At 74.4% G+C, this 12,316-nt stretch carries 13 protein-coding genes; 6 read left to right on the top strand and 7 right to left on the bottom strand.

The annotated features are described in order from the left end of the window. Positions 1–48 precede the first annotated feature (48 nt). Positions 49–282: an Lrp/AsnC ligand binding domain-containing protein gene (locus ACI79H_RS14500; RefSeq protein WP_113834507.1), complete on the top strand. Its 234-nt coding sequence runs from the start codon at positions 49–51 to the stop codon at positions 280–282. A gap of 107 nt (positions 283–389) precedes the next feature. Next, positions 390–920, top strand: a complete 531-nt coding sequence (locus ACI79H_RS14495; RefSeq protein ID WP_456555104.1) for a DUF3515 domain-containing protein — start codon at positions 390–392, stop codon at positions 918–920. 2 nt (positions 921–922) lie between these two features. Here the strand turns inward: ACI79H_RS14495 and ACI79H_RS14490 are convergent, their stop codons facing one another. Together ACI79H_RS14490 and ACI79H_RS14485 are read right to left on the bottom strand one after the other, a co-directional pair. Beyond that, positions 923–1,591: a hypothetical protein gene (locus ACI79H_RS14490; protein WP_456555103.1), complete on the bottom strand. Its 669-nt coding sequence runs from the start codon at positions 1,589–1,591 to the stop codon at positions 923–925. After that, positions 1,588–2,709, bottom strand: coding sequence for a D-alanine--D-alanine ligase family protein (locus tag ACI79H_RS14485; protein ID WP_456555102.1), 1,122 nt, complete (start codon positions 2,707–2,709; stop codon positions 1,588–1,590). The genes ACI79H_RS14490 and ACI79H_RS14485 overlap by 4 nt, the downstream gene beginning before the upstream one ends. Before the next feature lie 76 nt (positions 2,710–2,785). Here ACI79H_RS14485 and ACI79H_RS14480 point away from each other — a divergent pair, with 76 nt between their 5' ends. After that, the gene (locus ACI79H_RS14480) at positions 2,786–3,559 is read left to right on the top strand and encodes a CDP-alcohol phosphatidyltransferase family protein (protein WP_456555101.1); all 774 of its coding nucleotides are present in this window, start codon (positions 2,786–2,788) and stop codon (positions 3,557–3,559) included. Here ACI79H_RS14480 and ACI79H_RS14475 read toward each other — a convergent pair. The 3 genes from ACI79H_RS14475 to ACI79H_RS14465 are packed head-to-tail and all read right to left on the bottom strand — an operon-like array spanning position 3,533 to position 6,485. Then, complete coding sequence (locus ACI79H_RS14475; RefSeq protein WP_456555100.1) at positions 3,533–4,660, bottom strand: cystathionine gamma-lyase; 1,128 nt, start codon at positions 4,658–4,660, stop codon at positions 3,533–3,535. The two genes, ACI79H_RS14480 and ACI79H_RS14475, sit on opposite strands and share 27 nt — an antisense overlap. Beyond that, positions 4,657–5,652 carry an NAD(P)H-dependent glycerol-3-phosphate dehydrogenase gene (locus ACI79H_RS14470; RefSeq protein WP_456555099.1) on the bottom strand — a complete coding sequence of 332 codons (996 nt, stop codon included), beginning with the start codon at positions 5,650–5,652 and terminating at the stop codon, positions 4,657–4,659. Before ACI79H_RS14470 ends, ACI79H_RS14475 begins: the two co-directional genes overlap by 4 nt. Further along, positions 5,649–6,485, bottom strand: a complete 837-nt coding sequence (locus ACI79H_RS14465) for a lysophospholipid acyltransferase family protein (RefSeq protein ID WP_456555098.1) — start codon at positions 6,483–6,485, stop codon at positions 5,649–5,651. Before ACI79H_RS14465 ends, ACI79H_RS14470 begins: the two co-directional genes overlap by 4 nt. A gap of 119 nt (positions 6,486–6,604) precedes the next feature. Here ACI79H_RS14465 and cofC point away from each other — a divergent pair, with 119 nt between their 5' ends. The 3 genes from cofC to ACI79H_RS14450 are packed head-to-tail and all read left to right on the top strand — an operon-like array spanning position 6,605 to position 10,251. Then, on the top strand, positions 6,605–7,261 hold the full coding sequence (cofC, locus tag ACI79H_RS14460) for a 2-phospho-L-lactate guanylyltransferase (protein ID WP_456555097.1): 657 nt from the start codon (positions 6,605–6,607) through the stop codon (positions 7,259–7,261). Positions 7,262–7,265: 4 nt separating this feature from the next. After that, positions 7,266–9,338, top strand: a complete 2,073-nt coding sequence (locus ACI79H_RS14455) for an RNA degradosome polyphosphate kinase (RefSeq protein WP_456555096.1) — start codon at positions 7,266–7,268, stop codon at positions 9,336–9,338. Further along, positions 9,322–10,251 (top strand): NUDIX hydrolase, encoded by a 930-nt coding sequence (locus ACI79H_RS14450; RefSeq protein WP_456555095.1) that lies wholly within the window; start codon positions 9,322–9,324, stop codon positions 10,249–10,251. Before ACI79H_RS14455 ends, ACI79H_RS14450 begins: the two co-directional genes overlap by 17 nt. Here ACI79H_RS14450 and leuD read toward each other — a convergent pair. Further along, positions 10,248–10,847: a 3-isopropylmalate dehydratase small subunit gene (gene leuD, locus ACI79H_RS14445; RefSeq protein WP_456555094.1), complete on the bottom strand. Its 600-nt coding sequence runs from the start codon at positions 10,845–10,847 to the stop codon at positions 10,248–10,250. The two genes, ACI79H_RS14450 and leuD, sit on opposite strands and share 4 nt — an antisense overlap. A gap of 4 nt (positions 10,848–10,851) precedes the next feature. Beyond that, a complete protein-coding gene (gene leuC / locus ACI79H_RS14440) occupies positions 10,852–12,258 on the bottom strand; it encodes a 3-isopropylmalate dehydratase large subunit (protein ID WP_456555093.1) in 1,407 nt (468 codons plus the stop codon). Positions 12,259–12,316 lie beyond the last annotated feature (58 nt).

The raw sequence follows: 12,316 nt of genomic DNA, 5'->3' as shown, positions 1-12,316 counted from the left end.
CCCGGCGGGGACGACTGATCGGCCGAGTTGCCGGAGGAAGGATCTCCCGTGGTCCACGCCTACATCCTCATCCAGACCGAGGTCGGCAAGGCCGCCCAGGTCGCCTCCACGATCAGCGAGATCAGCGGCGTGACCCGCGCGGAGGACGTCACGGGCCCCTACGACGTGATCGTGCGCGCCGAGGCGGAGACCGTCGACGAACTGGGCCGCCTCGTCGTGGCCCGCGTGCAGTCGGTGGACGGCATCACCCGCACGCTGACCTGCCCCGTCGTCAACATCTGACCCCCGCACCACCCGACCCCGCCGCGAGCACTCCCCTGACCGAGCACCCGCCCCCGCCCGACCGTCCCGACGACCCGCTGCGGCGCCTCGCGCTGATCGCGCTGGCCGTGCTCGTGCCGGTCGTGATCGCCGTCGTGGTCGTGGTCAACGTGCTCGGCGGTTCCGCGGACGACGAGGACACCACCGCGCGCGGGCCGGCCGAGATCGAGGGCACCGCACCCCCCGCCCGCGCCGACCTCCCGCCGCTCCCGGTGCCGGTGCCCCCGGTGACCCCGGAGGCCGACCAGCACTGCCCGGCGGTGATGAGCGGCCTGCCGCTGGAGCTCGCCGGGGAGCAGTCGCGCCCGGTGCAGGCGGACTCCCCCTACGCCTACGCGTGGGGCGAGCCGGCCGTCGTCCTCGTCTGCGGGGTGGAGCGCCCGGCCGGCTGGACCACGGGCGCGTCGGCCATCCAGATCAACGGCGTGCAGTGGTTCGTCGACAGCAGCGACCCCGACGTCACCGTCTGGACGACCGTCGACCGCCCCGTCCACGTCCGGGTGGACCTGCCGGCCGGCGTGGACAGCGCACCGGTCACCGCGCTGACCGCGGGGCTGGCGCAGGCGCTGCCCTACCAGGAGCCCACGCCCGCGGAGTGAGCTCAGCCCGCGGGCAGCCGGTCCAGCTGATCGGCCGCGACCGCGGCCACCTCGGCGGTCGCGGCGTCCAGCGACCCGGCGACGGCGGTCACCGAGATGCTGAAGGCCCCTCGGGTGCACCAGGCGAAGGCCGCCGGCCCGGAGAGCCCCTCGTCCGGGCGTGCCTCGTCGACGAGCAGGCGCCGGCATCCGTCCGGGAGCTCCGGCGAACCCTCGCTGAGCAGCCCGCCGTAGCGCTCGGTGTCGTTGCGGGCGAGGTCCTCGGCGTAGGCCACGGCGCCGTCGGACCCCGCGAACTGGTCGACGAAGACGCCGGTCTGCGGCCCCTCCCCCGTGCCGGACCCCCAGAACCGCTCCCAGCCGTGGCGGTAGCCGTAGTCCTCGAGCACGCCGCGCTCGCGCGCCGGGTCGTCGGAGTAGCCGGCGACGTCCTCCAGCCGCTTGGCGCCCGCCGGGGGCGAGATCGCGTCGTCCGGCAGCCGGGGCAGGCCCGACGGCACCTCGTCCACCACGAGGCGCTCGAGCTCCTCGGGGCTGACCGTGCCGGCCGCGGTGTCCGCGGCCTCGGCGGTGCCGGGGCTCTCCCCACCGCAGCCGCCCGCGGTCAGGACGGGCAGGAGCGCGAGCAGGGCGGCGACCCGGTGAGCGCCGGCCCGCCGCCCGGCGCTCACCGCGGCGCCAGCGCGCCGGACACCAGCCGGTCGACCAGCTCGGCGAAGTCGACCCCGCTGGCCGCCCACATGCGGGCGAACATGGAGATCGGCGTGAACCCCGGCATGGTGTTCACCTCGTTGATGACCAGGAGGTCCGAGCCGTCGGCCGCGGTGCCCAGGAAGAAGTCGACCCGTGCCAGCCCCCGGCAGTCCAGCGCGAGGTAGGCCCGGCGGGCCGCCGCCTGCACGGCCGTGGTCTGCTCGGCGGTCAGGTCGGCGGGGATGTCGAACTCGGCGGCGTCGTCGAGGTACTTGGCGTCGAAGTCGTACCACTCGACGCCGTCGCGCAGCCGGATCTCGGCCGGCAGGCTGGCCTCGGGCAGCCCGCTGCCCCGCGCGGCCAGCACGCCGCACTCGATCTCCCGGCCCGGGACGGCGGCCTCGACGATGACCTTCTCGTCGTGCGCGGCGGCCTCGGCGACCGCGGCCGGGAACTGGGCCCAGTCGGTGACGCGGGTGATGCCGATGCTGGAGCCCGCGCGGGAGGGCTTGACGAACACCGGGAGGCCGAGCCGCTCGCGCGCGGCCTCATCGAGCACGTCGGGGTCGGCGCAGATCGCCCCGGAGGAGTCGCGCAGGACGACGTGGTCGCCCTGCGGCAGGCCGGCGGCGGCCAGGAGCTTCTTGGTGAACTCCTTGTCCATCGAGGCGGCGCTGGCGAACACGCCCGAGCCCACGTAGGGCAGCCCGGTCATCTCCAGCAGCCCCTGGATGGTGCCGTCCTCGCCGTAGGCGCCGTGCAGCACCGGGAAGACCACGTCGACCTCGGTCAGCGCCTGCCCGACCGCCGCACCCGGTTCCAGCACGGCCAGGCCGCGGCCCTCGGGGTCGCCCACGAGGGAGACCGCGGTGCCGCCGGTGACCTCGGGCAGCGCGCCGTCGGCGATCGCGAGCTGCTGGCCGGGGTCGGCGAGCACCCAGCGGCCGTCGCGTGCGATACCGACCGGCACCACCTCGTAGCGCTCGGGATCCAGGGCGGCCATCACGCTCCCCGCCGAGACGCAGGAGATCGCGTGCTCGGCGCTGCGGCCCCCGAACACGACCGCGACGCGCACCTTGCTCGACTGCCCGTTCATCGCGTCGACCCTAGCTGCCGGCCGCGGGCGTCCGCGCCGTCCCGCCGAGGCGCGCGCGGTGTGGCAGCCTCGTCGCGTGCAGGATGCGGCGGCTCCCCCGGCGGAGGTCTTCTCGCGGCGGCAGCGGCTGGCCGGCGCGGCGGTGCACCTCTACACCGCCAGCGGGTCGGTGCTGGGCCTGCTCATCGTGCTGGCCGCGCTCGAGGGCGACGTGGAGGCGGCCTTGTGGCTGGGCCTGGCCACGCTGTTCGTCGACGGCACCGACGGCATGCTGGCCCGCCGGTTCCGGGTCAAGGAGACGATCCCCTGGTTCGACGGCGCGCTGCTGGACAACATCGTCGACTACCTGACCTACGTCTTCGCCCCGCTCGTGCTGCTGTGGACCACCGGCCACCTGCCCGAGGGCGCGCCTGGCTGGGTGGTCGCGGCGATCCCCCTGCTGGCGTCCTGCTACCAGTTCTGCCGGGTGGACGCGAAGACCTCCGACCACTTCTTCCTCGGCTTCCCGAGCTACTGGAACGTGGTCGCCTTCTACGTGATCGTGCTCGACACGAGCGAGCTGGTGACATCGGTGTCGCTGCTGGTCTTCGCGGTGCTCGTCTTCGTGCCGATCCGCTACCTCTACCCCTCGCGGATGGGCGCCCTGCGCGTCTTCACGCTGGCGTTCACGCTGGTCTGGCTGGTCACGTACGCGGTGCTGGTCGTGCAGCTGCCGGACCCCTCGCCGTGGGTCGTCGCGGCGTCGCTGGCCTACGTCGTCTACTACTGGGGGCTGAGCTTCTGGCTGACCGCCCGGGGCGCGGGCGCGCGGCGGGCCGCGCGGTCAGTCCAGGGCAGCCAGGGCGACTGACAGGTCGGCGACGAGGTCCGCGGTGTCCTCGATGCCGCAGGACAGCCGCACGAAGCCCGGCGCGACCGCGTCCCCGCCCCACTGCGCCCGGCGGTCGATCGTGCTGTGCACGCCGCCGAAGCTGGTCGCCGCGTCCCAGAGCCGGCTGGCGTCGAGCAGCCGGGTCACCGCCGCCTCGTCGCGCAGCTCGCAGGACAGCACGCCGTTCGGGCGCAGCATCTGCCGCGCCGCCAGCTCGGAGGAGGGGTCGCCCGCCCGCCACGGCCAGCGCAGCCCGGTGACCGCCGGCGAGGAGGCCAGGAGCTCGGCCACCGCCGCGGCGTTCTCGGCCTGGCGGGCCAGCCGCAGGTCCAGGGTGCTCATCGAGCGGTGCCCGAGCCAGGCCTCGAAGGGCCCGGGCGTGCTGCCGGTGCGGTCGCGGAAGCCCTTGATCCGCGCGTGCAGCCCGTCGTCGGTGGTGCTGACGTGCCCGAGCAGCACGTCGCTGTGCCCGGTCAGCGCCTTGGTGTCGCTGCCGACGGTGAGGTGCGCGCCCAGGGCGAGCGGCCGCTGCCCGAGCGGCGTCGCCGTCGTGTTGTCGACGGCGACCAGCGTGCCCGACGCCCGCGCGGCCCGGGCGACGGCGGCGATGTCGCAGACGTCGAGCTGCGGGTTGCTGGGCGTCTCCAGGAGCACCATCGCGACGCCGTCCAGCCCACCGTCGGCGGCGAAGCGCTCGATCTCCGGCGTGGGCACCTGCGAGACCTCGATGCCGAACCGGGTCAGCTCCTCGGCACCCAGGAGCCGGATCGCGTAGTAGCCGTCCGAGGGCAGGACCACCCGGTCGCCGCTGCCGGTGCAGCCGAGCACCGCGGCGGCGAGCGCGGCCATCCCGGTGGCGAAGGAGAGGCACCGCCCGCCGTCGAGCTCGCCGACGGCCGCCTCGAAGTCGCGCAGGGTCGGCTGCTCGGTGCGCGCGTAGGCGTCCGCGCCGCCGGCCCGCGGCGGCTGGTCGCCGAGGTGGAACGGGGCGGCGAACACCGGCGAGGGCCGCAGCGGCGCGCCCGGGACGGCGGGCTGCTCGCCGGCGCGCACCGCACGGGTGCCGTCGCCCCAGCTCATTCCGGCTTGGCCTCGCGGGACATGATCGCCGTGACCATCCGCGCGGCCGACTCGCCCTCGTGGCACACCCGGACGACGGCCTCGGTGATCGGCACGTCCACGCCGTGCGCCCGGGCGAGGTCGAGCACCGAGCGGCAGCTCTTCACGCCCTCGGCGGTCTGCCGGGTGCTCTCCTGCACCTCGGCGACCGACATCCCGCGGCCGAGCTTCTCGCCGAAGGTCCGGTTGCGCGACAGCGGGGAGCTGCAGGTGGCCACCAGGTCACCGAGGCCGGCCAGGCCGGCGAAGGTGGTCATCTCCGCACCCAGGGCGATGCCCAGCCGGGCGGTCTCGGCCAGGCCGCGGGTGATCAGCGAGGCGCGGGTGTTGTCGCCGAAACCCAGGCCCTCCGCGATCCCGCAGGCCAGCGCGATGACGTTCTTGACCGCACCGCCCAGCTCGCAGCCGACCAGGTCGGCGTTGGTGTACGGCCGGAAGTAGCGGGTGTGGCAGGCCACCTGCAGGGCGGCGGCCCGCTCGGCGTCGGTGCAGGCGATGACGGTCGCGGCGGGCTGCTCCTCGGCGATCTCGCGGGCGAGGTTGGGCCCGGACAGCGCCGCGACGCGGTCACCGCCGGCGCCGGTCACCTCGCAGATGACCTGGCTCATCCGCTTCGTCGTCCCGAGCTCGATGCCCTTCATCAGGCTCAGCAGCGTCGCGTCCGGCGGCAGCAGCGGCGCCCAGGCGGTGAGGTTCTCGCGCAGCGACTGCGAGGGCACCGCGAGGACCACGACGTCGGCGTCGGCCAGCGCCTCGGCGGCGTCCACGGTGGCGCGGACCGTCCCGGGCAGCCGGATGCCCGGCAGGTAGTCGCGGTTCTCCCCGTCGTCGGTGATGGCCTGCACCAGCTCGGGGCGGCGGGCGTGCAGGGCGACGTCGCACCCGGCGTCGGCGAGCACCTTGGCGAACGTCGTCCCCCAGGAGCCGGCGCCCAGGACGGCGGCGCGCTTCACGCCACGCCGCCGGGCAGGTCGCCGGGGAGCTCGCGGCGCGGGCGCGGGTGGAACAGCGCGGGCGCCGGCTCCCCGCGCAGCTCGGCCAGCTGGTCGCGCACGCGGCCCATCATCAGATCGGTCGTCTCCTTCAGGAGCTCGGCGGTCAGCGGCCGTCCGGCCCGCACCTGGGCGCGCAGGTCGGCGAGGTCGATCGGCTCGCCGACGAGGTAGTCGGTGGGTGTCCGGAGCCGCGGGTGCAGCTTCTTGGTGTGGTAGTCGTGCAGGTTCTGCGGCCCCCACTGGGCGACCGGCACGACGGCGGCGTCGGTCGTCAGCGCCAGCCGGGCCGCCCCGGTGCGCGACTGCATCGGCCACCAGTCGGGGTCGCGCGTGACGGAGCCCTCGGGGTAGATCACCACCAGGTTGCCCCTCTCGAGGTCCTCCTGCGCGGCGGCCAGCGCGCCCACCGCGTCCGAGGAGTACCGGGCGACCGGGATCTGCCCGGCCGAGCGCAGGATCGACCCCGCCAGCCCCTTGAACACCGACTCCTTGGCCAGGAAGTGCGGCATGCGGCCGTGGTCGAAGACCAGCCGGGCGCAGGCGATCGGGTCGAGCACCGAGACGTGGTTGGCCACCAGGAGCACCGGACCGCTGGTCGGGATGCGGTCGCCGTGCCGGTACCGGATCCGGAACATCAGCTTCGACGCGGGGAACACCACGACGATGCACAGCCAGAAGGCCCAGCCGATGCGCCCGCGCGTGGCCCACCGTCCCGGGCGACGGCTCCGCGGCCGGACGGCCGGCCCCGCCCCGCTGCGCGCCGGGACCTGCCAGGACGTCTCCTCCGCCACCGGACCGCCTCCCCGTCTCGTGTGATCTGCCCCATGATCGACCCCCATCCCACCGCACGGGACCACCGGGTCCCGATCGGGGCGACCACCTCCGGCGCGGATGTGCTCACATTGTGGCCGTGCCTGCCTGGTCGGTCGTCGTCCCGGCGAAGCGGCTCGCCGTGGCCAAGACCCGGCTGCGCCCGCTGACCGACCGCGCCGAGCGGCCCGCGGCCGCCCACGAGGCGCTGGTCCTGGCACTGCTCGCCGACACGGTGGCCGCGGCGCTCGCCTGCCCCCTGGTCTCCGAGGTCGTGGTCGTCACCGACGAGCCGGCCGCCGTCGAGCAGGCCGGGCTCCTGGGCGCCCGCGTGGTCGGCGACGAGCCCGACGCCGGTCTGAACACCGCCCTCGAGCACGGTGCCCGGGCGGCCGTCACCGACGCGGTCGCCGCGCTCTCCTCGGACCTGCCGGCGCTGCGGGCGGCGGAGCTGGAGGCAGCGCTCGCGGCCGCCGCCGGCGCATCCCGGGCCTTCGTGCCCGACGCGCAGGGCACGGGCACGACGCTGCTGACCGCCGTCGGCACGCCGCTGCGGCCGAGGTTCGGGTCGGGCTCGGCGCAGGCCCACCGGGACGACGGTGCCCGGGAGCTCGCCGGCGACTGGCCGGGGCTGGTCCGCGACGTCGACACGCCGGCCGACCTGCGGGCCGCGCTCGCGCTCGGCGCGGGACCGCGGACGGCGCACCTGCTGGCCGGGCCGTCGACTCTCGCCGTTCACCTGGGTGCGGCACGATGAACGCGTGCCCTCCCCCGACGACGCGACGCTGCCGGCCGACCGCTTCCTGAACCGCGAGCTGTCCTGGCTGGACTTCAACGCCCGCGTCCTCGAACTGGCCGAGGACGACTCGGCGCCGCTGCTCGAGCGGGTCAAGTTCCTGGCCATCTTCGCCAGCAACCTCGACGAGTTCTACATGGTGCGGATCGCCGGGCTGAAGCGGCGGCAGAGCACCGGGCTCACCGTCCGCTCCCCCGACGGCCTGACCATCCGCGAGCAGCTGGAGCGGATCACCGCCCGCACCCAGGAGCTCGTGCAGCGGCACTCCGACGTCTTCAACAAGGACGTGCTGCCGCGCCTGGAGGAGGCCGGGATCCGCATCGTCCGCTGGGACGAGCTCGAGGAGCAGGCCGCGCTGCGGCTGCGCGAGTACTTCCGCGACCAGGTCTTCCCGGTGCTGACGCCGCTGGCGGTCGACCCGGCGCACCCCTTCCCCTACATCAGCGGCCTGTCGCTGAACCTCGCGGTGTCCGTCCACGACCCGGACACCAACGCCCCCCGCTTCGCCCGGCTCAAGGTGCCCAACAACGTGCCGCGGTTCGTGCCGGTGAGCGGCGGGGGCGGGAGCGACTCCACGGCGGTGTTCCTGCCGCTCGAGGACCTCATCGCCGCGCACCTCAACCAGCTCTTCCCCGGCCTGGACGTGCTCGACCACCACTTCTTCCGGGTCACGCGCAACGCCGACGTCGAGGTCGAGGAGGACCGCGACGAGGACCTGCTGCAGGCGCTGGAGCGGGAGCTGGCCCGGCGGCGCTTCGGCCCGGCGGTCCGGCTGGAGGTCGCCGAGCCGATGGACCCGCGGATCCTCGAGGTGCTCCTCTCCGAGCTCGAGGTCTCGCCGGCCGACGTCGTCCACGTGCCGGGGCTGCTCGACCTGGCCTCCCTGATGGCGCTGTACGACCTGGACCGGCCCGAGCTCAAGGACGAGCCGTTCGTCCCCACCACCCACCCGCGGCTGAGCGAGGGCGAGACGCCCAAGAGCGTCTTCGCGACGCTGCGCGAGGGCGACGTGCTGGTGCACCACCCGTACCACTCGTTCGCGACCAGCGTGCAGCGCTTCATCGAGCAGGCGGCCGCCGACCCGAACGTGCTCGCCATCAAGCAGACGCTCTACCGCACCTCCGGCGACTCCCCCATCGTCAACGCGCTCATCGAGGCCGCGGAGGCCGGCAAGCAGGTCGTCGTCCTGGTGGAGATCAAGGCGCGCTTCGACGAGGAGGCCAACATCAGCTGGGCCCGCTCGCTGGAGCGCGCCGGCTGCCACGTCGTCTACGGCCTGGTGGGGCTCAAGACCCACTGCAAGACCGCGCTCGTGGTGCGCCGCGAGCAGGGCGTCATCCGCCGCTACTGCCACATCGGCACGGGCAACTACAACCCGAAGACGGCGCGGATCTACGAGGACCTCGGCATCCTCACCGCCGACCCGCGGGTGGGTGCCGACCTCACCGACCTGTTCAACGTGCTCACCGGCTACTCGCGGCAGACCAACTACCGCACCCTGATGGTCGCCCCGCACGGCATCCGCAACGGGCTGATCGAGAAGATCCGGCGCGAGGTGCGGCACGCGGCGGAGGGCCGGCCTGCCGGCATCCGCATCAAGGCCAACTCGATCGTCGACGAGCGCATCATCGACGCGCTCTACGAGGCGTCGCGAGCCGGCGTCCCGGTGGAGCTGTTCGTGCGCGGCATCTGCGCGCTGCGCCCCGGCGTGCCCGGGCTCTCGGAGACGATCCGGGTGCGCTCGATCGTCGGCCGGTTCCTCGAGCACTCGCGCGTCATCTCCTTCGTGAACGGCGGGGAGGACGAGTGGTGGCTCGGCAGCGCCGACCTGATGCACCGCAACCTCGACCGCCGGGTGGAGGTGCTGCTGCGGGTCTGCGACGAGAAGTCGCGCACCCAGCTCGAGCGCACGCTCGCACCGGCCATGGCCCCGGACGTGCGGTGCTGGGAGCTGCGCAGCGACGGCAGCTGGGAGCACCACCCCGGGCGGGACTACCAGGCCGAGCTGATGGACCGCATGCATGAGCTCGTCGGCTGACGGCTCGGTGATCGCCGCCGCCGGCGGTGTGGTCTGGCGGCCGGGGGACGACGGCGGCATCGAGGTCGCCGTCGTCCACCGGCCGCGGCACGACGACTGGTCGCTGCCCAAGGGCCACGTGGACGCCGGCGAGCACGCCGTGCAGACGGCGCTGCGCGAGGTGGAGGAGGAGACCGGGCTCGGCGTCGTCGTCGGGCGGCGCAGCCTGACCACGCGGTACGCGGTCGACGGCGCGCCCAAGCGGGTCGAGTACTGGGTCATGCGCTGCGTGGACGGCGCCTTCGCCGCGAACGACGAGGTCGACGAGCTGCGCTGGCTCCCCCCTGCCGACGCCGCGGCCCTGTGCAGCTACGAGCACGACGCGGAGGTCGTCGCCGACGCCGCGCGCGACGACCTCCCGCGGGAGGTATCGGTGCTGCTGGTGCGCCACGGCCGGGCCGGCGACAAGCGGGAGTTCGACGGCCCGGACGAGCTGCGCCCGCTCGACGGCAGGGGCCGGCGCCAGGCGGAGCGGCTGGCCGAGGTCCTGCCCGCGTTCTCCCCCGCCGAGGTCGCCTCCGCCCCCCCGCTGCGCTGCCGGCAGACGGTGCAACCGCTCGCCGAGCTGGTCGGGGCCGTCGTCGCGGAGCTCCCGGAGCTGGGCGAGGAGGGGTTCGCCGCCGACCCGCAGGCAGGGCTGGCCGCGGTGGAGCGGCTGCTCGCGCGACAGGACCGGCCGGGCGTCGCCGTCGTCTGCAGCCAGGGCGGGGCCATCCCGGCGGTGCTGCAGGCGCTCGGCGTCCACGGGCACGGGGTGACCGGGCTGCTCCCGCCGGCCGCCAAGGGCAGCGTGTGGGCCCTCGGCGGCCGGGCGGGGGCGCTGAGCGCCGACTACTACCGGGACTTCGCGCCCGACCCCGACGCCCGCCCCTAGACGGCGGGCAGCGCCGTCGGCTTCCAGGTCGGGCGGGTCGCCTCGAAGGCCTCGATGTCGTCCAGGTGGCGCTCGGTGAGGCCGACGTCGTCGAGCCCCTCGAGCAGCCGCCAGCGGATGTAGTCGTCGATCTCGAACGGCACGCTCACGCCGGCGTAGGACACCGTCTTCGACTGCAGGTCGACGGTCACCGGCAGGGCGGGGTCGGCCTCGATCGCGGTCCACAGCGCCTCGACGTCGGCCTGCGGGAGGACGACGGTGAGCAGCCCGGCCTTGGTCGAGTTGTTGCGGAAGATGTCGGCGAACCGCGGGCTGATGACGACCCGGAAGCCGCCGTCCAGCAGCGCCCAGTTGGCGTGCTCGCGGGAGGACCCGGTGCCGAAGTCCGGGCCGGCCACGAGGATCGAGGCGTTCGCGTACTCGGGCCGGTTGAGCACGAAGTCAGGCTCGTTGGTGCGCCAGGCGACGAACAGGCCGTCCTCGAAGCCGGTGCGGGTGATCCGCTTCAGGTACTCGGCCGGGATGATCTGGTCGGTGTCGACGTTGGTCCGGCGCAGCGGCGCGGCGGTGCCGGTGTGGGTGACGAAGGCGTCCACGGTGTCAGGCTCCGATCAGGTCGGCGGGGGCGGTCAGGCGGCCGGTCAGCGCGGTGGCCGCGGCGACGGCGGGGCTCACCAGGTGGGTGCGCCCGCCCTTGCCCTGCCGGCCTTGGAAGTTGCGGTTGCTGGTGGAGGCCGAGCGCTCCCCCGGCTTGAGCTGGTCGGGGTTCATGCCCAGGCACATCGAGCACCCCGCGCCGCGCCACTCGGCGCCGGCCTCGGTGAACACCCGGTCCAGCCCCTCGGTCTCGGCCTGCGCCTTGACCGCCACCGACCCGGGGACGACGAGCATCCGGGTGCTCGCGTCGATCCGCTTGCCGCGCAGCAGCTCGGCGGCGACCCGGAGGTCCTCGATGCGGCCGTTGGTGCAGGAGCCGAGGAAGACGGTGTCCACCTCGATCTCGCGCAGCGGGGTGCCGGCGGTGAGGCCCATGTACTCCAGCGCCTGCTCGGCGGCGCGGCGGTCGCCCTCGTCGGCGAAGTCGGCCGGGTCGGGGACGACGGCGTCGATCGGCAGGCCCTGGCCGGGGTTGGTGCCCCAGGTGACGAACGGCGTGAGGGTCGAGGCGTCGATGCGCACCTCGGCGTCGAAGACGGCGTCCTCGTCGGTGCGCAGCGTCGACCAGTGCGCGACGGCGGCGTCCCAGTCCGCGCCCTGCGGGGCGTGCGGGCGGCCCTGCAGGAAGTCGAAGGTGGTCTGGTCGGGGGCGATCAGGCCCGCCTTGGCGCCGGCCTCGATGGACATGTTGCAGATGGTCATGCGGGCCTCCATCGAGAGCCTCTCGATGGCGCTGCCGCGGTACTCGATCACGTAGCCCTGGCCGCCGCCGGTGCCGGTCTGCGCGATGACGGCGAGGATCACGTCCTTGGCCGAGACGCCCGGGGGCAGCTCGCCGTCGACGGTGACCGCCATCTGCTTGGGCTTGTACTGCGGCAGCGTCTGGGTCGCGAGCACGTGCTCGACCTCGCTGGTGCCGATGCCGAAGGCCAGCGCACCGAAGGCGCCGTGCGTCGAGGTGTGGCTGTCGCCGCAGACGATCGTCATGCCCGGCTGGGTGAGGCCCAGCTGCGGGCCGATGACGTGCACGATGCCCTGGTCGCGGTCGCCCATGGGGGCCAGCCGGATGCCGAACTCGGCGGTGTTCCGGCGCAGCGCCTCCACCTGGGCCCGGCTGACCGGGTCGGCGATGGGCGCGAGGATGTCCAGCGTCGGGACGTTGTGGTCCTCGGTCGCCATGGTGAGGTCGGGACGGCGCACGGTGCGCCCGGCGGCGCGCAGCCCGTCGAAGGCCTGCGGGCTGGTGACCTCGTGCACGAGGTGCAGGTCGATGTAGAGCAGGTCGGGCTCGCCCGCGGCGCTGCGCACCACGTGGGCGTCGTAGACCTTCTCGGCCAGGGTCTTGGGCACGGTCCGTCCTCTCACCGGGGATCACCCGGCTCGTCGCGCTTGTGTCTCACTATGTGAG

This window comes from Blastococcus sp. SYSU D01042 (genome assembly GCF_054050515.1).
The sequence above is the reverse complement of the archived record's forward strand: the minus strand, read 5'-3'. Positions and strand labels throughout refer to the sequence as shown.

Excerpts from the sequence above, each read along its gene's own strand:
- ACI79H_RS14485 (WP_456555102.1), bottom strand. The coding sequence starts at position 2,709 with ATGAACGGGCAGTCGAGCAAGGTGCGCGTCGCGGTCGTGTTCGGGGGC.
- ACI79H_RS14475 (WP_456555100.1), bottom strand. The coding sequence starts at position 4,660 with ATGAGCTGGGGCGACGGCACCCGTGCGGTGCGCGCCGGCGAGCAGCCC.
- ACI79H_RS14450 (WP_456555095.1), top strand. The coding sequence starts at position 9,322 with ATGAGCTCGTCGGCTGACGGCTCGGTGATCGCCGCCGCCGGCGGTGTG.